Raw genomic sequence first — 20,466 nt, 5'->3', positions numbered from 1 at the left:
ATAGAGAATACCTGTTTCGACCAGCATCGATCCGCCCAACCTTAATGAGAAAAATAATCATTAATATAAATCCGCGGTCAGCGCACCATTTTCGAACAGAGCGTTACCAGCCGGCACAATTACGGTTACATCCGAAGCCTGTAAAAGCGGGCTCGTTGCATTAACGGTAACAAAAGACCAAGTGGCGGCCTTTAGCCCGCATACCGATAAAGGGAATGTATCGGGCAATACAACCTGGTTCCTGCGCCCAAGCCACGCCGCTACGTGCTGTTCATCCCCTCCGCCTCCATCCCGGTGACTTTGTGCACGGTTGTTGCTTAGTCATCACCAAGCGCACCTCTCCTCCTCGCCAGGGCCCGTGCCGTCTACGCTTCCGGTGGTTGACAGAAGTTCCGGAATCCGTTTAATGCACCCTCGCTCGGCATGGATAAGAAGTAGTCGCCAGACCGAAACCCGTAGTATTGAAGGGATGCAGGAAAACCTTCGAATATGCGACATGTGTCATTTGCTGCTGCGACACCTCTGTGAAGAATTCGTATGGAATAGGTTTCAACTATCGCCGACCTTGTCCGCGTGCTATAAGTTAGCGCCGACACAAAAAGAAAGAGCCGCACAACCCCAATAAAGGCGGCACGAATCTTCAAACCCAAGGAGCAATCACAATGCAAGTGATGAAGTGGAGCATTATTGCCCTCGCTGTAGCAGCGGGTACCTCTCAAATGGCCGTCGCCGCCGGCCAAGCCGACTCCAAAGGCTTCGTCGAAGACAGCAGCTTCACCGTTCTGAACCGCATCCTCTACATGAACCGCGATTTCCGGAACGGCGGCACCAACACCAACGCCGTCACCGGCAAGACCAACGGTTATCGCGAAGAAACCGGCCTGGGCATCCGCGCACTCTATGAGTCCGGTTTCACCCAAGGCATCGTCGGTTTCGGTCTGGACGCCCACAGCCTGACCAGCGTCAAGCTGGACAGCGGCAAAGGTCGCTATGGCAACGGCCTGTTCGCCCAGGACAGCGAAGGCGCCGGCCAGGACACCCAGAGCGAACTGGGTGGCGCGGTCAAGCTCCGCTTCTCCAACACCGTGCTGAAGTACGGTAACCAGTTCGTCGCTTCCCCGGTGTTCGCGACCGACGACAGCCGCATCCTCCCGGAAGTGGCCACCGGTACACTGATCACCAGCAACGAAATCGAAGGCCTGGAAATCATCGCCGGTCACTTCAGCGGCATGAGCAGCCAGATCCACACCGCTCATGACGACATGGGTCTGAAATCCGCCGACATCGTCGGTGCGACCTACGCGTTCAACGAGAACTTCAGCGCCGCCGTCCACGCGTCCGACGTCGAAGACTACTGGAAGAAGCAGTACGTCAACCTGAACTTCAACCAGCCGCTGTCCGATGAGCAGGCGTTGAACTTCGACTTCAACTTCTACAACTCCGACGACGAAGGCAAGAAACTCGCCGGCGACGTCGACAACCGCATCTGGAGCCTGGCGGCTGCCTACAGCCTGGGCGCCCACAAGTTCACCGTGGCTCACCAGCGCTCCACCGGCGACACCGGCTACCTGTACGGCATCGACGGCGGCGGCACCGTGTACCTGGCCAACTCCGTGCAGTACTCCGACTTCAACGGCAAGGACGAGCGCTCCTGGCAGGCCCGCTACGACATCAACATGGCCTCCTACGGCGTTCCGGGCCTGAGCTTCATGACCCGTTACGTGTACGGCGACAACATCGACGTCGGTACCGGTTCGGATGCCAAGGAACGCGAGCTGAACATCGAAGCCAAGTACGTGCTGCAGGACGGCCCGGCCAAGGACCTGTCCTTCCGCGTGCGTAACTCGATCTACCGTGCGGATAGCTCCTACGGTGGCGACGTGAACGACCTGCGTCTGATCGTCGAGTACCCGCTGGAAATCCTGTAAGACCCAGCGGTAAAAAGCTCCAAGCGCGCGAAAAGCCCGGCCCATGCCGGGCTTTTTGTTTCCCGCCATCATGCAAATCCGGGGCTGGGTTCCAGTCACGCGACTCACTGCGGGGAATCGATCGCATGACGGGAGCGATTTGGAAATGCGCGCCTGCGACCGGCCCTGTTGGCCGCGGAAGAGGCGCTGTCCGGGCGCAAACACCCCGCTCCGGCACCGCGACGTAGCGACGCACATGCACCGTTCTGTTACCAGTCAGGCAGAACACCGCCCGACAGACCGGAAGACACCTCCTTTACGACGCATCAAACGCCATCGCCCGGGCCATGGGGTGGGCAGGCGTCGAGCGGATCAAGACTCCGATTGCCCAGCTCGCTCCTCCGCCTTTGCAGCGTCGGACCCCAGGTCAGCGATCCTGTACGACGCTGTATGAGCGCCGTACAATGCCGGGCCATCACCCTCGCAACGACATAACGGCCCACCATGCGCACCAGCCAGTATCTGCTCTCGACCCTCAAAGAAACGCCTTCCGACGCCGTGGTCATCAGCCATCAACTGCTGCTGCGCGCCGGGATGATCCGCAAGCTCGCGTCGGGGCTGTATACCTGGTTGCCGATGGGGCTGCGTTCGCTGCGCAAGGTAGAAGCGATCGTTCGCGAGGAAATGAATGCCATCGGCGCCCTGGAAGTGCTGATGCCGGCCATCCAGCCGGGCGAGCTGTGGCAGGAATCCGGTCGCTGGGAGCAGTACGGGCCCGAGCTGCTGCGCTTGAAGGACCGTCACGACCGCGAGTTCTGCGTCGGCCCCACCCACGAGGAAGTGGTGACCGACCTGGCGCGCAACGAGCTGAACAGCTACAAGCAGCTGCCCCTCAGCGTCTACCAGATCCAGACCAAGTTCCGTGACGAGATCCGCCCGCGCTTCGGCCTGATGCGCGGCCGCGAGTTCATCATGAAGGACGCCTACTCCTTCCACCTGAATCAGGAATCCCTGCAGAAGACCTACGACGACATGTACGGCGCCTACAGCCGGATCTTCAGCCGCCTCGGCCTGGATTTCCGCCCCGTACAGGCCGACAACGGCTCCATCGGCGGCAGCGGCTCCCACGAATTCCACGTGCTCGCCCAATCCGGAGAGGACGACATCGTGTTCAGCGATGGCTCCGACTACGCGGCCAACATCGAGAAGGCCGAAGCCATGCCCCGGGAAACCGCGCGTGCCGCGGCCACCGAGGAGCTGCGCCTGGTGGAGACACCGGATACCAAGACCATTGCCGACCTGGTGGAGAAATTCGGCGTTCCGGTGGAGAAGACCGTCAAGACCCTGGTGGTCCGCGGCAGCGAAGCCGGCACCCTGGTAGCGCTGGTGGTGCGCGGCGATCACGAGCTGAACGAGATCAAGGCTGCCAACCTGGCCCAGGTCGCCAGCCCCCTGGAATTCGCCAGCGAAGCCGAGCTGCGCCAGGCCATCGGTGCCGGCGCCGGTTCCCTGGGCCCGCTGAACATGCCGCTGCCCTGCGTCATCGACCGCTCGGTGGCGTTCATGAGCGACTTCGCCGTCGGTGCCAACATCGACGACAAGCATTACTTCGGGGTGAACTGGGAGCGCGACCTGCCGCTGCCCGAAACCGCCGACCTGCGCAACGTGGTGGCCGGCGACCCCAGCCCCGATGGCAAGGGCACCCTGCTGATCCGCCGCGGCATCGAGGTGGGGCACATCTTCCAGTTGGGCACCAAGTACAGCGAGGCGATGAACCTCAACGTGCTGGGCGAACAGGGCAAGCCGGTGACCCTCACCATGGGCTGCTACGGCATCGGCGTCTCCCGCGTCGTGGCCGCGGCCATCGAGCAGAACCACGACGAACGCGGCATCATCTGGCCGGACGCGTTGGCGCCCTTCCAGATCGCCCTGATCCCGCTCCGCTATGAAACCGACGCGGTGCGCGAAGCCACCGATGCGCTGTATGCGCAACTCACCGCCGCCGGCTACGACGTGCTGCTGGATGACCGCGACAAGAAGACCAGCCCGGGCATCAAGTTCGCCGACATGGAGCTGATCGGCATTCCGCATCGCCTGGTGATCAGCGACCGCGGCCTGGCCGAAGGCCAGCTGGAATACAAGCACCGTCGCGATACCGAAGCCCAGTCCGTGCCGGTGAACGACATCCTGGCCTTCCTCGCCGCCCGCACAGGTCGCTGATCGAACAGACATGTACACGCGAAGCTCCCTCCGCCTCGCCGGCGCCGCCTTGGGCGGCGTCCTGCTCTGCGGCTGCGCCAACCACCTGCCCCAGCGCAGCGAACACGAAGAACGCACCGAACGCAAACTGCTGGGCCATAGCCTGCAGATCGACGTGGGCGCGCCCCAGGTGCTGGAGTTGCCGCAGCGCCGGGTACGCATCAACGAGCAGAAAACCTTCGAGGTGACCGACTTCGAGGTCACTCGCCGCTACGACCGCTACACCCCCTACCAACCCTGGCGCGAACTCTACGAAGTTCCCCTCGGGGCGGTCGCGGTGGTGGCGGGCGTGGGCGCCAACGTGCTCAACGTCGTGCTGCTGGGCAATCTGCCGGACAGCGTCACCAAGGACTGGATCAGCTACGGCTTCGCCGGGCTCAACCCGTTCATGAACGTCGAATCCAACGGCCGCTCCCAGCAGAATCTGGCGGAGCTGCAGGAAAAACAGCTGGACAAGCGCATGGAGTATTCCAGCCTGCCCTGGGCGGAGCGTCCGGTCACGGTGAAGGCGGGCAACCAGGCGTACGAGCTGCTCACCGACCGCCAGGGCATCCTGCGCCTCAACCTGCTGGATGGTCCGTTCGCCGAGCAGGACGTGAGCCGGGTGCGCAGCCTGGGGTTGAGCGTCGAGGATCCCCAGGACAACACCCGCGCCGATGCGCTGCTGACCGTCAGCCCTTCGCTGCGGGGCAAGCTGCTGGAAGCCCACGGGCTGATCTTCGATGACCTGGAAGACGACGACGTGGCCCACTGGGTGCATCGGGTCAAGCGCCTGTCGGAACTGGGCCTGGAAGAAGAAGCCAGCGAGCTGGAGCAGAGCCTGATCGAACTGACCCGCAACGATCCGGAGCTGCAGCAGCAGTTCCTGCGGTCCCTGCGCAAGGACGCCGGCCGCCTGGCCGTCGACCCGGGCCAGAGCGACTGAGCCCGCGTGCGTCGTCAGCGACGCACGCCGAACCCGGCCATTCCCTCCGGCTGGCAAGGCGCCAGCCGTGCCTCCTCCACCTCCGCCGCCGGCGGGCCCTGGGTCAACCAGTCGGCCAGCCGCGCCACCTCGGGTTTCTGCCCTTCCAGCCAGACTTCCACCCGGCCGTCCTCGCGGTTGCGCACCCAGCCCTGCACGCCGAGACGCTCGGCCTCGCGCAGGGTCGCCTCGCGAAAGCCGACACCTTGGACTTTGCCACTGACGAAGCCGTGCAAGCCGATTCGATTCATGCGGTTCACTCCGTGTCGTGACGCAGCGCCGCCAGCTTGGCGGTGAGGCCGGCGGCGGTCTGCTCGCCCAGCAGGCGTTCCCGCAGGCGGCCCTTGTCGTCGATGAGGTAGGTCACCGGCAATGCCTCGCTGCGAGGCAGTTCGAAGCGCGGTGCGGGGTCCTGGGCGAGGACGGTGAAGCGGATGCCCAACTGCTCGGCGGCCTCCTTCAATTGCACATCCTGCAGGCCATCGAAGTTCACGCCGAAGACCTCCACGCCATGGCCCGCCTGCTGCTCGGCGAACGCATTGAGTTCGGGAATCTCGGTGCGGCAGGGGGCGCACCAGCCCGCCCAGTAATTGATCACCAGCCACTGGCCTTCGAGCCGTTCAGCCGGTACCTTTCGCCCATGCTGGTCGACGCCGGCGTCGTCCGTGCAGCCGCCCAGGAACAGCCCCGCCCCCACCATGAACGCCGCCAAGACTGACCGGAGCCGGATTTCCATGCCTTCGTTCCTCGTACCTGCGGGGTGGACGTGATGCCGGACGCGACCGTCCTGGACGTGTCGACGATCGGTGGCGAAGACGGCACGGTGCTGGTGCGCCTCGCCGAGGTGCTCGCCGAAGCGCGCGCCCTGCCCTGGGAAACCGCGCTGCAGCGCTGCCTGGGCCTGCTGCGCCGGCTCAATCGCAGCGAGCTGACCTTACTCGAAAGGCAGCGGGCGCTGCAAAGCTTCAGCGAAGCGTTCCGCTTCTACGGCAACGATCATCCCGGCGTCGGCGCCCCGCCCCCGGCCTTCCTGCCGTTCTGCGAGGACCTGGCCCGCGGCTTCAAGCGCCTGCTGCTGCAGATCCTCGACAGTGGCCGCGCCTCCCGCCCGCACCTGGCCTGGTGCCTGTACATGGCGGAGCACTTCGTCGTGCAGGCCCTGCTCCGCCACTACCAGCGCTATCAGGAGCCGCCCGCCTCGCTGTGGCGCGACGCCCACCGGCTCTACGCCCTGGCCGACCACCACGGGTGCCTGGACGAACCCATCGCCGCGGCCTTCTCGCCGACGCCGGCGGACAGCGTGCGCGGGCTCTACCAGCAGATCCTGCTGTTCGCCCTGAGCAGCCCGTTCCACCTCACCGAATGCGAAGGACCCCGGCTGTTCGGCGCGCTAGCGCCCCTGGCCCACCTGGCGCGCCTGCTGCCTTGGGACGAGGAGGACGACAGCGAAGGAATCCTGGTGGACCTGGACCAGGACCGGCCCTGGCTGACCGCCGAGCAAGCGATGCCGACAGACCTGGAGCAGCCGGGCGACGGCGCTCCCAGACCCAGTCTGTTCCGCTTCGAGCCCGGCGCCCTGCTGATCGCCCTGGACGAGCCCGCTCCGCTGCAAAGCGAAGCCGAGCATGCACTTCTGGAGCGGGTGCGTTCCCATTGGTCCGGCCGCCACCAGCGTCGCCACCCGCGGGCGGACCACGGCGCGGAATGCGCGCTGGTGGTGGGGCTGACGGGCATCCATGCGCGCCTCCAGGGCGAGGCCATTGCGCCCTCCCAGGTACGGATGCTGGACACCAGTTCCGGCGGCGCGCGCCTGCTCTGCCCCGCTGCGCTGGGAGAGACCGTACCGGTAGGCCAGCTCGCCCTGCTGCTCTCCGCCAGCGGCACGCCAACCCTGGCCCTGGTGCGCTGGCGGCACGTCAACGCCCTGGGGCTGCACCTGGGGTTGCGCTACCTCAAGGGCCTGCCGCGACCGGTCTGGGTGCGTCGGGTGCCCAGTGCCCAGCCGCATCCGGCGGTGCTGCAGAGCACGCCGGCGCCCGGTGCCGGCTGGCACCACGGCCTGTGGCTGCTCAAGAACCAGTTCGTCGAAGGGGAAAGCCTCTGGCTGCAACTGGCCAGCGTCGGCAACCAGGCGACCCTGGTATTGCCCCGGGCCAATCTGGACACCCTGCAGGTGGCTCGGTACCCGTTGCGTCTGGCCTGATACCCGGATTTGCGAGGCGGGTCACACCCGGTCGGGCATACGCCACAGTTCGTCGGGGACGGCCTGTTTATAATCCCCGCTCCCCTGTTCTCACCTCGATTGGAACCTGCATGGCTACTGCACACGACAAGCTGGTCGGCCCGGTACCCGCGCGAATCATCGACGCGGCCCGCCCGATCGTCACGCCCCGGGACGGGCGGGTGGCGGACTTCAATGTCGCGGCCTGGCTGCAACTGCCGGGCCTGAGCGACCTGCCGGTATCGCTGACCCTCAGCTACCGCGACGGCGATCGGCGCCGCGAAGTCCCGGTGGACCACGGTCGCCTCAACGGCCACGGCAAGATCCTGCTTTCCGGCATCGCCCGCCTGCCGGTGCGCCTCAAGCTGGAAGACGTGCAGGTACGGCTGAAGAGCGCGGTGCAGGTCTACAGCCTGATCGTCGAGGAACTCTTCGTGCAGGCCGTGGAGCAGGTGGAAGGCGATAGCCGCCACGCCCTGGCCTGACTCGCCCCGCCAATAAAAAAAGCCCACTGCAATGCGGGCTTTTTCGTTTCAGCGTACGGCGGCGGGCCCGGTGCCGGTGTCGGGTAACCGGCCTTGCTCTTCGGTCTCGTCCGGGCCCGGTACCAGGGACTCCGGCCAGCGAGCGAACTCCAGGCCGGTGATGCGGTTCAGGCGCTCGAGCGCCTCGTGCGGATCGCGCTCGTGCAAGTGAATGACTTTCTTGGTAACGCTCATGGTTCTATCCCCAGCCAGGCGCTGCTTACTAGCAGTGTGACAGCAAGCCTGCCGGGGAATTGCCAGAAGTGTGCCAGGCCATGGCGGCCGGGTTTTCGGCGAAGGGACGACCCCCTTCACGCCGCCGCAAGGCGACGGCCTGCCGCAAACTGACTTTTTTCGTCACTCCTGGCCGGTGTGCAGCCAGCTGGCCAGGCTGCCGCCGAACAGGCTGGCCTGCTCGTTCTGCAGCAACTCCAGCGCATGGCGCAGCGCCGGGTACCAACTCTCGTCGAGGCCTTGCAGGGTCGCCGGCAGGTGCTGCGGCCGCGGCAACGGCCAGGGGCTGTGGGCCAGCAGCTGATGCAGGCTGTAGTGGTTGAGATCGCGGCACAGCACCCAGCTGTCGCCGCCGGTGCGGCAAACCAGCCGCTGGCTTTCCAGGAAGTCCAGCACCTCGCGCCACTCTTCATCGGGCAGCAGCCAACCGGCCCGCTGCACGTCCAGGTGCCGCACGCTCAGGCCCTTCTGCTGGCGCACGTGGAACACCCGCAGGATGCCCAGCGCCACCACCAGCCGCGGCAGCGCCTGGCGCCGCCAGTGGGGCGAGGTGCCCAGGTTGCACACCAGCTCTGCGCCGAACAGCACGATCAGCCAGGACAGGTAGATCCACAGCAGGAACAGCGGCACGGTGGCGAACGCGCCGTAGATCAGCTGGTAGCCGGGAAACAGGCTCACGTAGAGGCCGAACAGCGTCTTGGCCGCCTCGAACAGCACCGAGGTGAACAACGCGCCGAGGAATGCATGCTTGAGCGGCACCCGGGCGTTGGGCACCGAGGCGTAGATCAGGGTGAAGGCCGCCACACTGGACACCAGCGGCATGTAGCCGAGCAGGGTCTTGGCGCCGATCAGCGCGTTGGGGCCGGACAGCAGGGACAGCGAGGTGATGTAGGTGCTGGCGGCGAAGCCGGCCCCCAGCAGCAGCGGCCCCAGGCTGAGGATCGCCCAGTACAGCAGGAAGCTGGACACCCCGCGGCGCACCTGGCGGACCCGCCAGATGGTGTTGAAGGCCTTTTCGATGGTCACCAGCATCATGAACGCGGTGGCGGCCAGGAGCAGTACGCCGACCCAGGTCAGCTGGCGCGCCTGGACGACGAACGCCGAGAGGTATTCCTGCACCGTCTCACCGGTGGAGGGCACGAAGTTGCGGAAGATGAAGTGCTGGATGTCCAGCCCCACGCCCTGGAAGGCCGGGATGGCCGAGAGCATGGCGAAGGTGACGGTCATGGTGGGCACCACGGCGAACAGCGTGGTGTAGGTCAGCGCCGCGGCGCTCTGGGCGCCCCGGTCGGCGAAGAAGCGCAGCACCAGGAAGCGCCAGAATTCCACGATGTCTTGCAAGCGTTGCGGCATGCCGGTTCCTTGGAGACGGAAAGGCGGCGCGGCGGGGCGCCGAAATGGCCGGCGAGCGTCCGGACGCGGTTAGAATAGCCGCCCCCCTTCCGCCGGTGCGACCCCGACATGACCGAACCGACCCTCTACCACAACCCGCGCTGCTCGAAATCCCGGGCGGCGCTCGACCTGCTGGAAGCGCGCGGCGTGACGCCACGGGTGGTGCGCTACCTGGAAACGCCGCCGGATGCCGACACGCTGAAGGCGTTGCTGGCCAAACTGGGCATCGGCGCCCGCCAGCTGCTGCGCACCGGCGAGGAGGACTACCAGACCCTCGGCCTCGCCGACCCGGCCCTCGGCGACGCCGAGCTGATCGCCGCCATGGCGGCGCATCCCAAGCTGATCGAGCGCCCGATCCTGGTGGTGGGCGACCGCGCGGTGATCGGCCGTCCGCCGGAGAACGTCTTGGAGATTCTCCCGTGAGCGCCGGCTACATCCTCGTCCTTTATTACAGCCGCCATGGCGCCACCGCCGAAATGGCCCGGCAGATCGCCCGGGGCGTCGAGCAGGGCGGCCTGGAAGCACGCCTGCGGACCGTGCCACCGGTGTCCACCGAATGCGAAGCGGTGGCCCCGACGATCCCGTCGGAAGGTGCCCCCTACGCCAGCCTGGACGACCTCAAGGGCTGCGCCGGCCTCGCCCTCGGCAGCCCGACCCGCTTCGGCAACATGGCGGCACCGCTGAAGTACTTCCTCGACGGCACCCTCGGCCTGTGGTTGACCGGCGAGCTGGTGGGCAAGCCGGCCGGCGTGTTCACGTCCACCTCCAGCCTGCATGGCGGCCAGGAAACCACCCTGCTGTCGATGCTGCTGCCGCTGCTGCACCACGGCATGCTGGTCACCGGCCTGCCCTACAGCGAGTCGGCGCTGCTGGACACCCAGGGCGGCGGCACCCCTTATGGGGCCAGCCACCACGCCGGAGCCGACGGCAAGCGCGCACTGGACCCTCATGAGACTGCCCTCTGCCGCGCACTGGGCCTGCGCCTGGCACGCACCGCCCACCGCCTGGAGGACCGTGCCCATGGCTAGGAAACCCAAGCCGCTGCCGAGCCTGGACTGGTTGCGGCCGCGCCTGCGCGTGACCCGCGCCCTGGTGCTGATCGCCTTCTTCGGCCTCGCGGCGCTCTTGCTGGGCTGGAACCTGTTCTACGCAGACCTGCACGGCGCCCGTACCTGGGTCGTGCTGTGCGTGCAGCTGCTGCCCCTGCTGCTGGTAGCGCCCGGCCTGCTGATGGCCCATGTACGCACCTACGCCTGGGCGTGCTTCCTGATCAACCTGTACTTCATCCAGGGCGTGCTGGCGGCCTTCGATCCGACGCGCCGGGTGTTCGGCTGGCTGGAGCTGTCGTTCAGCGTGGTGGTGTTCTGCGCCGCCCTGCTGTACACCCGCTGGCGCTTCCAGTACGAGCGCAAGCGCGCCGGCGAGGCCTGAACCAGGGGCGCGCGATGCGCCCCTACCAGCCGAGGGTTTCCTTGAGGAAGGGGATGGTGAGGCGCCGCTGCGCCTGCAGCGACGCCTGGTCCAGGCGTTCCAGCAGCTCGAACAGGGCGCTCATGCTGCGGGCGCCGCGGGTGAGGATGAACCGCCCGACCTCGTCGGTCAGGTGCAGCCCGCGCCGCGATGCGCGCAGTTGCAGGGCCCGCAGCTTGTCCTCGTCGGACAGCGCCTGGAGCTGGAACACCAGGGCCAGCGTCAGCCGCGACTGCAGGTCCGGCAGGGCGACGCCCAGTTCCCGCGGGGCGCGGTCGGCCGCCAGCAGCAGGCGGCGGCCGGCGTCCCGCAGGCGGTTGAACAGATGGAACAGCGCCTCTTCCCACTCGCGATGGCCGGCCACCGCGTCCAGGTCGTCGAGGCATACCAGCTCGCACTGCTCCAGGTTGTCCAGCAAGTCCGGGCCGTGCTGCACCACGTCGTGCAGCGGCAGGTAGACCGCCGGCTCGCCGCGCTGCTCGAACCGCAGGCAGGCCGCCTGCAGCAGGTGGCTGCGCCCGACGCCCTCGCCGCCCCATAGGTAGATCAGGCTCTCCGTCCAGCCGGCATCCTCCCCGCACAGCCGCTCGACGTAGCCGAGGGCCGCCGCGTTGGCACCCGGGTAGTAATTGGCGAAGGTGGCGTCATCGCGCAGACGCACGCCGAGGGGAAGCTGGATCGGTTTCATGCTTGGCGGCCGGGGCCGACTCGGCGGACTGTAGGAAGGCAAAGTCTATACTCCCGCGACGACCCCGTAAAACGACAGGCTAACGCATGAAAATCAAGGGGTTGCGACACAAGCGCAATCGGCCGGACGGTGATCGGCGCAGCCTGGCGTAGCCGGACGGCGAAGCGGCGCTATATAGTCCGTGCCATAGCGCCACCAGCCGGTGGTCTTTCACCAGGAGTTGCCCGATGAGCCGTCGCCTTCTTTCCCTGCTGGCCCTCGCCAGTGCCTTCGCCACTGCCCAGGGCGTTCGCGCCGATGACGTCCAGGTGGCGGTCGCCGCCAACTTCACCGCGCCCATGCAGGCCATCGCCGAAGGCTTCCAGAAGAAGACCGGCCACACCGTGGTGGCCGCCTACGGCGCCACCGGCCAGTTCTACGCGCAGATCCAGAACGGCGCGCCCTTCGAGGTGTTCCTCTCCGCCGACGACACCACCCCGGCCAAGCTGGAGCAGGAAGGCAAGACCGTTGCCGGCTCGCGCTTCACCTATGCCATCGGCACCCTCGCCCTGTGGTCGGCGAAACCCGGCTACGTGGACGACAAGGGCGATGTCTTGAAGAAGGGCGGCTTCCAGCACCTGTCCATCGCCAACCCGAAGACCGCGCCCTACGGCCTGGCCGCCACCCAGGTGATGGACAAGCTGGGCCTGACCCAGGCGCTGGCCGGAAAACTGGTGGAAGGGCAGAACATCACTCAGGCCTATCAGTTCGTTTCCACCGGCAACGCCGAACTGGGCTTCGTCGCTTTGTCGCAGATCTACAAGGACGGCAAGGTCACCGACGGCTCCGCCTGGATCGTCCCGTCCTCGCTCCACGAGCCGATCCGCCAGGACGCGGTGATCCTCGACAAAGGCAAGGACAACAAGGCCGCCCAGGCCCTGGTGGACTACCTCAAGAGCCCCGAGGCCACGGCCCTGATCGAACGCTTCGGCTACGCCCACTGACCGGCATGCCGCTGTCCGCCGCTGACCTCACGGCCATCCGCCTGACCCTGGAGCTGGCCACCCTCACCACACTCCTGCTGTTGCTGCTGGGGATGCCGCTGGCCTGGTGGCTGGCGCGTACCCGCTCCCGGCTGAAGGGGGTGGTCGGCGCGGTGGTGGCCCTGCCCCTGGTGCTGCCCCCGACGGTGATCGGCTTCTACCTGCTGCTGAGCATGGGGCCCAACGGCGCCATCGGCGGGCTGACCCAGGCCCTCGGCCTGGGCACCCTGCCCTTCAGCTTCGCCGGCCTGGTGGTGGGCTCCCTGGTGTACTCCCTGCCGTTCGTGGTGCAGCCCCTGCAGAATGCCTTCGAGGCGGTGGGCGACGGGCCGCTGGAGGCCGCGGCTACCCTGCGCGCCAGCCCGTGGGACCGGTTCTTCAGCGTGGTGCTGCCCCTGGCGCGACCCGGCGTGGTCACCGCGGCCATCCTCGGCTTCGCCCACACCGTGGGGGAGTTCGGCGTGGTACTGATGATCGGCGGCAACATCCCCGGCAAGACCCGGGTGGTCTCGGTGCAGCTGTTCGACCACGTGGAGGCCATGGAGTACGCCCAGGCCCACTGGCTCGCCGGCGGCATGCTGCTGTTCTCCTTCCTGATCCTGCTGGCGCTGTATGGCCGCCGGCAGCACCGCCCGCGCTGGAGCTGAGATGAGCGACGTCATCGAGGCCCGGCTGCGGGTCGCCTACCCCGGTTTCTCCCTGGACACCGAGCTGCGCCTGCCGGGCCGCGGCGTCACCGCGCTGTTCGGCGCCTCGGGCTCCGGCAAGACCACCTGGCTGCGCTGCGTCGCCGGCCTGGAGCGCGGCTGCCGCGGCGTCCTCCAGGTGGGTGGGGAGACCTGGCAGGACGATGGCCGTGGCCTTTTCGTACCGGCTCACCGCCGGCCCCTGGGCTACGTGTTCCAGGACGCCCGGCTGTTCGAGCACCTCGACGTGCGCGGCAACCTGCTGTACGGCTTCAAGCGCGTCGCCGCGGCCCAGCGCCGGGTCGGCCTGGAGCAGGCGGTCGAACTGCTGGGGCTCGGCGCCCTGCTGGAGCGGCGGCCGGCGCACCTGTCCGGCGGCGAGCGCCAGCGGGTGGGCATCGCCCGCGCCCTGCTCAGCGCGCCCCGGGTGCTGTTGATGGACGAACCCCTGGCGGCCCTGGACCACCGGCGCAAGCAGGACATCCTGCCGTACCTGGAGCGCCTGCACGACGAGCTGGACATCCCGGTTCTCTACGTCAGCCACGCGCCGGACGAAGTGGCACGGCTGGCGGACCACCTGGTGGTGCTGGAAGCGGGACGGGTGATCGCCAGCGGCCCCCTGCAGGACACCCTGGCCCGCCTGGACCTGTCCCTGGCGCTGGACGCGGATGCCGGGGTGGTGGTGGAAGGCCGCGCCGGTGCCCATGACGCCGACTACGGGCTGCTGCGGCTGGAGCTGCCGGGCGCGCTGCACCTGAAGGTGGCCCATGACGCGATGGCGCCGGGGCGCCCGCTGCGTTGCCGGGTGCTGGCCCGGGACGTCAGCCTGAGCCTGGAGGAGCCGCGGGATACCAGCATCCTCAACCGCCTGCCGGTGCGGGTGGTGGACGAAGCGCCGGCGGAGCAGCCTGCCCATGTGCTGGTCCGCCTGGATGCCGCCGGGACGCCCCTGCTGGCCCGGATCACCCGCTACTCCCGGGACCGGCTGGAGGTGCACCCGGGGAAAGCCCTGTGGGCCCAGGTGAAAGCGGTGGCGGTACTGGCTTGACCGCGATAGCCGGCCCCGCCCGCTCGACACACTGCCGGCCCGGACGCATTCAGCCCGATCGGGCCTCGTCCACCAGGCGCAGCGCCTCGGCGCTCAGGCGTTCGACCCGGGCCCAGTCGCCATGGGCCAGGGCATCCGCCGGCAGCATCCAGCTGCCTCCGACGCACATCACGTTGTCCAGGGCCAGGTAGTCCTTGAGGTTGCCCGGCCCTACCCCGCCTGTGGGGCAGAACCGCGCGTCGGCGAAGGGGCCGGAAAAGGCCCTCAAGGCCTCGGCGCCCCCGCAGACGCTGGCTGGAAACAGCTTGAAGCGGCGATAGCCGAAGCGGTAGGCGAGCATGATGTCGGACGCGTTGGCCACCCCCGGCAGCAGCGGCACCGGGCTGTCCAGGCCGAGGCGCAGCAGTTCCTCGGTGCACCCGGGGGTCACGATGAACTGCGCACCCGCATCCACCGCCTGGGCCCAGGTCTGCGGGTCCAGCACCGTGCCGACGCCGACGCACAGGCCCGGTCGCTGTGCCCGCAGCTGGCGGATGGCGCCGAGCCCGTGGGGCCCGCGCAGGGTGACTTCCAGGGTCCGTAGGCCACCGGCCGCCAGGGCGTCGGCCAGGGGCAGCACGTCGGCATCCCGGGGAATGGTGATCACCGGGAGGATGCGCGCGCGGGTGCCGAGTTCGTCGATCCGCGCAACGGTCTGCTCGGGGGTCATGATGGCGCTACCTCCTGTGCCGACGGGCACCAGTGGATCGTGAGCGGCGGCCGCAGGAACGCCAGGATCGGCCAGCGCAACGGGTCGCCACCGGCCAGGGCGGCGGCCAGTACGTCGCGCTTGGCCTGGCCCTCCAGGGCCAGGTGCATGCGCGGCGCGCGGGCGAGAAACGCACGGGTCAGGCTCAGGCGGGCATGGGGTACCTGGGGCGCCCACATGGCCACGCAACGCCGGGAGCCCTCTTCGGCCAGGGCCTCGGCCAGGCCGGGGGTGCCAGGGAACAGTGAGGCGGTGTGGCCGTCGGTGCCCATGCCCAGCACCACCACGTCCGGAGCGGGCAAGCCTGCCAAGTCGGCCTCGACCACGCCGGCCGCCGCCTCCAGGCTGCCCGCCGCGCGGTACAGCCCGTGGAAGGTGGCCCGGGAGGCCACTCCCTGCAGCAGGTGCCGGCGCACCAGGCCGGCGTTGCTTTCCGCCTGGTCCTCGGGCACCCAGCGCTCGTCCACCAGGCCGATGCGCACCCTCGACCAGTCGAGCGGCTGCCCCGCCAGCGCCTCGAAGAACGCCACCGGGCTGCGCCCGCCGGAGACCAGCAGGCACGCCTGGCCCTGGCGGGCGAGCGCCTCGTCCAGTTCCCGCGCGACCCGCTCGGCCAGCTGCGCAGCCTGTTGGTCAGGTCCCGGATAGTCCTGCCAGGCCACCCCGGTGGGCAATGCCGGCTCAGAGATCGTCATACCAGCTCCTTCCGTCCCGGGCGATCAGCGCCACCGCGGCGCCCGGCCCCCAGCTGCCGGCCGGGTAGGCCCGCGGCGCATCGCCCAGTTGCTCCCAACCGGCGCTCAGCTGGTCGCACCATTTCCAGGCGTGCTCCACCTCGTCGCGGCGCACGAACAGGTTCTGATTGCCCTGCATCACCTCCAGCAACAGGCGCTCGTAGGCGTCCGGCACCCGCTCGGTGTGGAAGGTCTCGGAGAAATTCAGCAGCAGCGGCACGGTGCGCAGCCGCATGCCCTTGCCCAGCCCCTGGTCCTTGGTCATCACATGCAGGGTGATGCCTTCGTCCGGCTGCAGGCGGATGATCAGCCGGTTGCTCAGCAACGGCCGCTGTTCCGGCGCGAACAGGTAGTGGGGAGGTTCCTTGAAGTGGACGATGATCTGCGAAAGCTTCTGCGGCATGCGCTTGCCGGTGCGCAGGTAGAACGGCACCCCGGCCCAGCGCCAGTTGCGAATGTCCACCCGCAGGGCGACGAAGGTCTCGGTGGTGCTGGCGCGGTTGGCCTTGGCTTCCTCCAGGTAACCGGGCACCGCCTTGCCGTTGCTGTAGCCGGCACTGTATTGGCCGCGCACCACCCGGGCGGCGAGCTGTTCGGAGGAGATCGGTTCGAGGGCCTTGAGCACCTTCACTTTCTCGTCGCGGATGCTGTCCGCCACCAGGTCGCTGGGTGGGTCCATGGCGATCAGGCAGAGCAGTTGCAGCAAATGGTTCTGCACCATGTCGCGGAGCTGGCCGGCCTGGTCGAAATAGCCCCAGCGGCCCTCGATCCCCACCTTTTCCGCCACGGTGATCTCCACGTGGCTGATGTGGTTCTGGTTCCACTGGGTCTCGAACAGGCTGTTGGCGAAGCGCAGGGCGATGAGGTTCTGCACCGTCTCCTTGCCCAGGTAATGGTCAATGCGGTAGATGCGGCTCTCCGGGAAGCAACAGGCCACGGCATCGTTGATCAACCGCGACGACTCCAGGTCGTGGCCGATGGGCTTCTCCAGCACCACCCGGGTACGGTCGCCGAGGCCAGCGTCCACCAGGTGCTGGCAGATGGCGCCGTACACCGAGGCGGGCGTGGCGAAGTACGCCACCAGGGGCAGGTCGCCGGCGGCCAGGTCGCTCAGGGTGCGGTAGGCGTCCGCCTGGCTGAAATCGAAGCTCAGGAAGGCCAGCCGGCCGCGGAAGCGCTCCCACACGTCGGGCGCCCATTCCTCGCTGGCCAGGTGCTCCTGCAGGCGCGTCTCGATCAGCGCGAAGTGGGCCTCGGCGTCCATCCCCTCCTCCCGGGCCAGGGCCAGGATGCGGGTATCGGCGTGAAGCAGGCGGGCGCTCTCCAGGCGGTACAGGGCGGGAATCAGCTTGCGCAGCGCGAGGTCGCCGGACGCGCCGAACAGGGCAAGCACACAAGGCGCTATGAACAGATTGGGCATATAGTTACCAACAATAGAGGGAGAGTCATCGGCTCTTCTCGCCATCGATTAAGGCAAAAATGTAGTAAAAAAACAACATTACTGCCTGAATCACGAGGTTGGTCCGTCCGGGCCATGACGTTAGGATAGCCCGCCGCCGTTTCTGTCCAGGGCGGGCCGAGCCGTACCTGCCGAGGAAACGATGAATAACCTGCTGGAACAGATCCAGGCGCGCCTGGAACAGATGAACAAAGCCGAGCGCAAGGTGGCCGAAGTGATCCTCGCCCGGCCGCAGCAGGCCACCCGCCTGAGCATCGCTGCCCTGGCCCAGGCGGCCCAGGTCAGCGAGCCGACGGTGAACCGCTTCTGCCGGGCCTTCGGCGTCAGCGGTTACCCGGAACTGAAGATCCAGCTGGCCCAGAGCCTGGCCAGCGGCGCGGCCTACGTCAGCCAGGCGGTGGAGCCCGACGACAGCGCCGAGGCCTACACACGGAAGATCTTCAGCAGCACCATCGCCGCCCTGGACAGCGCACGCCAGGTGATCGCACCCCAACGCATCGAGCGGGCGGTGGACCTGCTGAGCCAGGCGCGCCAGGTGCACTTCTGCGGCCTCGGCGCCTCCGCCGCGGTGGCCCTGGACGCCCAGCACAAGTTCTTCCGCTTCAACCTGGCCGCCAGCGCCCAGAGCGACGTGCTGATGCAACGCATGCTGGCGGCCGCCGCCCATACCGGCGACCTGTTTGTGATGATTTCCTACACCGGCCGCACCCGCGACCTGGTGGACGTGGCGCGCCTGGCCCGGGAGAACGGCGCCTCGGTGCTGGCCATGAGCGTCGCCAATTCCCCCCTGGCCAAGGCCAGCACCCTGTGCCTGGATCTGCCCCTGAGGGAAGACACCGACCTCTACATGCCCATGAGTTCTCGGATCGTCCAGCTCGCCCTGCTGGACGTGCTGGCCGCCGGCGTGACCCTGCGCCGTGGCGTGGACCACCAGCCCCACCTGCGCAAGATCAAAGAAAGCCTGCTGCCGACCCGCTACCCACCAGACGAGCCGGCCTGAGGCCATGTAGCGGGCGCAATGCGTCTGGTCCCAGCGAAGGCCGCCCGCCCCACCCCGTCGACGATCCCGACTAACTCAACGCCGCCCGCAGCCCCAGACGCACCCGTTCGCCGGGCGCGACGCTCAGGCCGCCGGGCCGGTAGGCCGCGGCGCCCACGCAAAGGAAGCGCTCGGCGTCGCCGCTCTCCAGCTGATCCAGGGCCCGGCTGCCCGGGTGCCAGACCAGGGTGCTGGCCCCGCCGGTCTTGTCGATGCGCAGGCGCCGCTGCCAGCCGCCGTCTTCCAGGATCAGCGAACCGGGCTGGTGGATCACCTGCTTGGCCGCCCCGCTGGGCCGCCAAGGGCTGGCCAGGGGATGCCCGGCGCTCAGGTCCACGCCTTGTAGCGACGTGCGGCTCAGGGCGCCGACCCGCCAGTAGGGCTGCAAGGCGCAACTGAACAGGCAGTCGCCGTCTTCCTCGTGGTAGCTGCACAGGTCCAGCTCGAAGCCGCGGCCCAGGCGCACGTCGAGGCGCAGGTGCCAGTCCTCCAGGTCCAGCTGCCAGGTCAGCGCCACCTTGAAGTCGTCGGCGTGGAGGTCCGCCAGGCGCCATTCCAGTAGCCGCGCCCAGCCATGCCGGGGTGCCTGGCGATCGAGGGGATGGCTGTCGAACCAGGGCCAGCAGACCACCACGCCGCCGCGGATCGCCACCGAACTGGGCCATTGCCCGGCGCACCAGAGCAGCGGACGCTCGCCCTGGGGCTGGAAGTGCAGGAGCTGCGCGCCCTGGCGGCTGAACACCGCCTGGCACAGGGGATGGTCGATCAACAGCAGGTCGCGGCGCTGGAAGCGCACCCAGTCGAACGGGCGCTTGCCGCCCATGGCGTGGAAGAAGCGCTGCAACGGATGGTCATGCACGCTGGACGGGGCGAGGCCGGCGCGTCTGCGCGTCCGGGCGGACGGGTCGTCGATCATGGAAGCCTGCGGGTCGGCGGGTGCAGGGCGCACACCGGTGGAAAGGCCGGATTGTCCACCGAAACGGCACTGGCGGCCACCGCTACGCCAAGATGCCGCTCAGGCGTGCCGCGCCAGCGCCTGCTCCAGGGCGATGCCAGCGCCGTACAACCCCGGATGCTCGGCCGTCATTACCCACACCGGCACCTCGGCCAGGTAGGCGCCGCTGGTCTTGCCGCGGGCGGCGAAGGCCTCGGCAAAACCGCTGCGCTGGAAGCGCTCCAGGAAGCGCGGCACGATCCCGCCGGTGACGTACACCCCGCCCAGGGCGCCGAGGGTCAGCACCGCGTTGCCGGCCACCCGCGCCAGCCAGTGGAAGAAGTGCTCCAGCACGGCGTCTGCCTGGGCATCGCCGGCCAGCGCCAGGGCCCCTACGTCCTCCGCGCGGGTGGCGCGGGGCGGCGTACCGTCCAGCGCGCAGCTCAGCTCGTAGAGGGTCTGCAGGCCGCTGCCGCACAGCACCCGCTCGGCGGAGACGTGGCCGTGCCGCTCGCGCAGTGCCTGCCAGAGCAGAAAGTCCCGTTCACTGGTCACCGGCAGGTCCACGTGGCCGCCCTCGCAGGGCAGCACCGCCCAGCGGCCCGCCTCCAGGGGCAGCAGGGCCCCGACCCCTAGGCCGGTGCCCGGCCCGATGATCAGCCGAGCGCGATCCGGCTGGGCGATCCCGGGGCGCACCTGAACCAAGTGTTCGGGCCCCAGGCGCGAGGCGGCCCAGGCCATGGTGGTGAAGTCGTTGACCAGCAGCAGGTGACGCAGGCCCAGCTCGGCGCAGAAGGCCTGGCGGTTGATGGTCCAGTGGTTGTTGGTGAAGCGGAAGTCCGCGGCGCCCACCGGGCCGGCGCAGGCCAGGCATACCGCGCTTACCGCGGAGACCGGCACGCCGGTGCGCTGCAGGTAGTCCAGCACCGCCTGCTCGGGGCGGGCGTAGTCGGCGCAGGCCAGCACCTGCACGGCCTGGGGGCGCTCGTCGCGCCACAGGGCGAAGCGGGCATTGGTACCGCCGATGTCGCCTACCAGGGTCACCCCGGTGGGCGGGGCTGCAACGGGGTCTTCGTTCATGGATCGGATCGCGGGTTCGGGGAGGCCGCCCGGCCGCGACGGGGCGTCGCGCCGGTC

At 68.2% G+C, this 20,466-nt stretch carries 22 protein-coding genes; 12 read left to right on the top strand and 10 right to left on the bottom strand.

Annotated elements, in window-relative coordinates; genetic code table 11:
- The first annotated feature begins 662 nt into the window (after positions 1-662).
- From FM069_RS07670 to FM069_RS07660, 3 genes are all read left to right on the top strand, one after another.
- Complete coding sequence (locus FM069_RS07670) at positions 663-1,928, top strand: OprD family porin (protein WP_143487705.1); 1,266 nt, start codon at positions 663-665, stop codon at positions 1,926-1,928.
- 483 nt (positions 1,929-2,411) lie between these two features.
- Entirely contained in the window at positions 2,412-4,127 is a 1,716-nt protein-coding gene (locus tag FM069_RS07665) for a proline--tRNA ligase (RefSeq protein WP_143487704.1), read from the top strand.
- Positions 4,128-4,137: 10 nt separating this feature from the next.
- A complete protein-coding gene (locus tag FM069_RS07660) occupies positions 4,138-5,091 on the top strand; it encodes a hypothetical protein (protein WP_143487703.1) in 954 nt (317 codons plus the stop codon).
- Positions 5,092-5,105: 14 nt separating this feature from the next.
- On the opposite strand, the gene FM069_RS07655 is transcribed toward FM069_RS07660, so the two are convergent.
- Positions 5,106-5,381: an acylphosphatase gene (locus FM069_RS07655; protein WP_143487702.1), complete on the bottom strand. Its 276-nt coding sequence runs from the start codon at positions 5,379-5,381 to the stop codon at positions 5,106-5,108.
- 5 nt (positions 5,382-5,386) lie between these two features.
- Positions 5,387-5,866, bottom strand: coding sequence for a TlpA disulfide reductase family protein (locus FM069_RS07650; protein ID WP_143487701.1), 480 nt, complete (start codon positions 5,864-5,866; stop codon positions 5,387-5,389).
- A 30-nt stretch (positions 5,867-5,896) separates the two neighbouring features.
- Here FM069_RS07650 and FM069_RS07645 point away from each other — a divergent pair, with 30 nt between their 5' ends.
- Together FM069_RS07645 and FM069_RS07640 are read left to right on the top strand one after the other, a co-directional pair.
- Positions 5,897-7,333 carry a PilZ domain-containing protein gene (locus FM069_RS07645; RefSeq protein WP_407681564.1) on the top strand — a complete coding sequence of 479 codons (1,437 nt, stop codon included), beginning with the start codon at positions 5,897-5,899 and terminating at the stop codon, positions 7,331-7,333.
- A 110-nt stretch (positions 7,334-7,443) separates the two neighbouring features.
- Positions 7,444-7,836 carry a hypothetical protein gene (locus tag FM069_RS07640; RefSeq protein ID WP_143487699.1) on the top strand — a complete coding sequence of 131 codons (393 nt, stop codon included), beginning with the start codon at positions 7,444-7,446 and terminating at the stop codon, positions 7,834-7,836.
- Between the two features lie 48 nt (positions 7,837-7,884).
- Here the strand turns inward: FM069_RS07640 and FM069_RS07635 are convergent, their stop codons facing one another.
- On the bottom strand, positions 7,885-8,070 hold the full coding sequence (locus FM069_RS07635; RefSeq protein WP_143487698.1) for a hypothetical protein: 186 nt from the start codon (positions 8,068-8,070) through the stop codon (positions 7,885-7,887).
- 162 nt (positions 8,071-8,232) lie between these two features.
- The gene (locus tag FM069_RS07630) at positions 8,233-9,462 is read right to left on the bottom strand and encodes a YihY family inner membrane protein (RefSeq protein WP_143487697.1); all 1,230 of its coding nucleotides are present in this window, start codon (positions 9,460-9,462) and stop codon (positions 8,233-8,235) included.
- A gap of 108 nt (positions 9,463-9,570) precedes the next feature.
- Between FM069_RS07630 and arsC the strand changes: the two genes are divergently transcribed.
- The 3 genes from arsC to FM069_RS07615 are packed head-to-tail and all read left to right on the top strand — an operon-like array spanning position 9,571 to position 10,932.
- Positions 9,571-9,924 (top strand): arsenate reductase (glutaredoxin), encoded by a 354-nt coding sequence (arsC, locus tag FM069_RS07625; protein ID WP_143487696.1) that lies wholly within the window; start codon positions 9,571-9,573, stop codon positions 9,922-9,924.
- On the top strand, positions 9,921-10,529 hold the full coding sequence (gene wrbA / locus FM069_RS07620; RefSeq protein WP_143487695.1) for an NAD(P)H:quinone oxidoreductase: 609 nt from the start codon (positions 9,921-9,923) through the stop codon (positions 10,527-10,529). The genes arsC and wrbA overlap by 4 nt, the downstream gene beginning before the upstream one ends.
- A complete protein-coding gene (locus tag FM069_RS07615; RefSeq protein WP_143487694.1) occupies positions 10,522-10,932 on the top strand; it encodes a DUF2069 domain-containing protein in 411 nt (136 codons plus the stop codon). Before wrbA ends, FM069_RS07615 begins: the two co-directional genes overlap by 8 nt.
- Positions 10,933-10,954: 22 nt before the next feature.
- On the opposite strand, the gene hda is transcribed toward FM069_RS07615, so the two are convergent.
- Complete coding sequence (hda, locus tag FM069_RS07610) at positions 10,955-11,659, bottom strand: DnaA regulatory inactivator Hda (protein ID WP_143487693.1); 705 nt, start codon at positions 11,657-11,659, stop codon at positions 10,955-10,957.
- Between the two features lie 227 nt (positions 11,660-11,886).
- On the opposite strand from hda, the gene modA reads away from it, so the two are divergent.
- Genes modA through modC form a run of 3 tightly spaced genes read left to right on the top strand, consistent with a single transcriptional unit; the run spans position 11,887 to position 14,415 of the window.
- The gene (gene modA / locus FM069_RS07605; RefSeq protein ID WP_143487692.1) at positions 11,887-12,642 is read left to right on the top strand and encodes a molybdate ABC transporter substrate-binding protein; all 756 of its coding nucleotides are present in this window, start codon (positions 11,887-11,889) and stop codon (positions 12,640-12,642) included.
- A 5-nt stretch (positions 12,643-12,647) separates the two neighbouring features.
- Complete coding sequence (modB, locus tag FM069_RS07600; protein ID WP_143487691.1) at positions 12,648-13,328, top strand: molybdate ABC transporter permease subunit; 681 nt, start codon at positions 12,648-12,650, stop codon at positions 13,326-13,328.
- Between the two features lies 1 nt (position 13,329).
- Positions 13,330-14,415, top strand: a complete 1,086-nt coding sequence (modC, locus tag FM069_RS07595) for a molybdenum ABC transporter ATP-binding protein (RefSeq protein ID WP_143487690.1) — start codon at positions 13,330-13,332, stop codon at positions 14,413-14,415.
- 49 nt (positions 14,416-14,464) lie between these two features.
- Here modC and FM069_RS07590 read toward each other — a convergent pair whose 3' ends face one another.
- The 3 genes from FM069_RS07590 to zwf are packed head-to-tail and all read right to left on the bottom strand — an operon-like array spanning position 14,465 to position 17,317.
- Positions 14,465-15,124, bottom strand: coding sequence for a bifunctional 4-hydroxy-2-oxoglutarate aldolase/2-dehydro-3-deoxy-phosphogluconate aldolase (locus FM069_RS07590; protein WP_143487689.1), 660 nt, complete (start codon positions 15,122-15,124; stop codon positions 14,465-14,467).
- Positions 15,121-15,858, bottom strand: a complete 738-nt coding sequence (gene pgl / locus FM069_RS07585) for a 6-phosphogluconolactonase (protein ID WP_143487688.1) — start codon at positions 15,856-15,858, stop codon at positions 15,121-15,123. Before pgl ends, FM069_RS07590 begins: the two co-directional genes overlap by 4 nt.
- The gene (gene zwf / locus FM069_RS07580; RefSeq protein WP_143487687.1) at positions 15,845-17,317 is read right to left on the bottom strand and encodes a glucose-6-phosphate dehydrogenase; all 1,473 of its coding nucleotides are present in this window, start codon (positions 17,315-17,317) and stop codon (positions 15,845-15,847) included. Before zwf ends, pgl begins: the two co-directional genes overlap by 14 nt.
- A gap of 181 nt (positions 17,318-17,498) precedes the next feature.
- Here zwf and hexR point away from each other — a divergent pair, with 181 nt between their 5' ends.
- Complete coding sequence (gene hexR / locus FM069_RS07575; RefSeq protein WP_143487686.1) at positions 17,499-18,356, top strand: transcriptional regulator HexR; 858 nt, start codon at positions 17,499-17,501, stop codon at positions 18,354-18,356.
- Positions 18,357-18,426: 70 nt separating this feature from the next.
- On the opposite strand, the gene FM069_RS07570 is transcribed toward hexR, so the two are convergent.
- Positions 18,427-19,218 (bottom strand): aldose epimerase family protein, encoded by a 792-nt coding sequence (locus FM069_RS07570; RefSeq protein WP_407681566.1) that lies wholly within the window; start codon positions 19,216-19,218, stop codon positions 18,427-18,429.
- Positions 19,219-19,410: 192 nt separating this feature from the next.
- Complete coding sequence (locus tag FM069_RS07565; protein WP_143487685.1) at positions 19,411-20,409, bottom strand: glucokinase; 999 nt, start codon at positions 20,407-20,409, stop codon at positions 19,411-19,413.
- Between the last annotated feature and the right edge of the window lie 57 nt (positions 20,410-20,466).

Source organism: Pseudomonas mangiferae, assembly GCF_007109405.1.
GTDB lineage: Bacteria > Pseudomonadota > Gammaproteobacteria > Pseudomonadales > Pseudomonadaceae > Pseudomonas_T > Pseudomonas_T mangiferae.
The sequence above is the reverse complement of the archived record's forward strand: the minus strand, read 5'-3'. Positions and strand labels throughout refer to the sequence as shown.

What these genes read in the sequence shown, in the direction of transcription:
- FM069_RS07670 (WP_143487705.1), top strand. Translation starts at nt 663, where the DNA reads ATGCAAGTGATGAAGTGGAGCATTATTGCCCTCGCTGTAGCAGCGGGT.
- FM069_RS07665 (WP_143487704.1), top strand. Translation starts at nt 2,412, where the DNA reads ATGCGCACCAGCCAGTATCTGCTCTCGACCCTCAAAGAAACGCCTTCC.
- FM069_RS07660 (WP_143487703.1), top strand. Translation starts at nt 4,138, where the DNA reads ATGTACACGCGAAGCTCCCTCCGCCTCGCCGGCGCCGCCTTGGGCGGC.
- FM069_RS07655 (WP_143487702.1), bottom strand. Translation starts at nt 5,381, where the DNA reads ATGAATCGAATCGGCTTGCACGGCTTCGTCAGTGGCAAAGTCCAAGGT.
- FM069_RS07650 (WP_143487701.1), bottom strand. Translation starts at nt 5,866, where the DNA reads ATGGAAATCCGGCTCCGGTCAGTCTTGGCGGCGTTCATGGTGGGGGCG.
- FM069_RS07640 (WP_143487699.1), top strand. Translation starts at nt 7,444, where the DNA reads ATGGCTACTGCACACGACAAGCTGGTCGGCCCGGTACCCGCGCGAATC.
- FM069_RS07635 (WP_143487698.1), bottom strand. Translation starts at nt 8,070, where the DNA reads ATGAGCGTTACCAAGAAAGTCATTCACTTGCACGAGCGCGATCCGCAC.
- FM069_RS07630 (WP_143487697.1), bottom strand. Translation starts at nt 9,462, where the DNA reads ATGCCGCAACGCTTGCAAGACATCGTGGAATTCTGGCGCTTCCTGGTG.
- arsC (WP_143487696.1), top strand. Translation starts at nt 9,571, where the DNA reads ATGACCGAACCGACCCTCTACCACAACCCGCGCTGCTCGAAATCCCGG.
- FM069_RS07615 (WP_143487694.1), top strand. Translation starts at nt 10,522, where the DNA reads ATGGCTAGGAAACCCAAGCCGCTGCCGAGCCTGGACTGGTTGCGGCCG.
- hda (WP_143487693.1), bottom strand. Translation starts at nt 11,659, where the DNA reads ATGAAACCGATCCAGCTTCCCCTCGGCGTGCGTCTGCGCGATGACGCC.
- modA (WP_143487692.1), top strand. Translation starts at nt 11,887, where the DNA reads ATGAGCCGTCGCCTTCTTTCCCTGCTGGCCCTCGCCAGTGCCTTCGCC.
- modB (WP_143487691.1), top strand. Translation starts at nt 12,648, where the DNA reads ATGCCGCTGTCCGCCGCTGACCTCACGGCCATCCGCCTGACCCTGGAG.
- modC (WP_143487690.1), top strand. Translation starts at nt 13,330, where the DNA reads ATGAGCGACGTCATCGAGGCCCGGCTGCGGGTCGCCTACCCCGGTTTC.
- FM069_RS07590 (WP_143487689.1), bottom strand. Translation starts at nt 15,124, where the DNA reads ATGACCCCCGAGCAGACCGTTGCGCGGATCGACGAACTCGGCACCCGC.
- pgl (WP_143487688.1), bottom strand. Translation starts at nt 15,858, where the DNA reads ATGACGATCTCTGAGCCGGCATTGCCCACCGGGGTGGCCTGGCAGGAC.
- zwf (WP_143487687.1), bottom strand. Translation starts at nt 17,317, where the DNA reads ATGCCCAATCTGTTCATAGCGCCTTGTGTGCTTGCCCTGTTCGGCGCG.
- hexR (WP_143487686.1), top strand. Translation starts at nt 17,499, where the DNA reads ATGAATAACCTGCTGGAACAGATCCAGGCGCGCCTGGAACAGATGAAC.
- FM069_RS07570 (WP_407681566.1), bottom strand. Translation starts at nt 19,218, where the DNA reads ATGGGCGGCAAGCGCCCGTTCGACTGGGTGCGCTTCCAGCGCCGCGAC.
- FM069_RS07565 (WP_143487685.1), bottom strand. Translation starts at nt 20,409, where the DNA reads ATGAACGAAGACCCCGTTGCAGCCCCGCCCACCGGGGTGACCCTGGTA.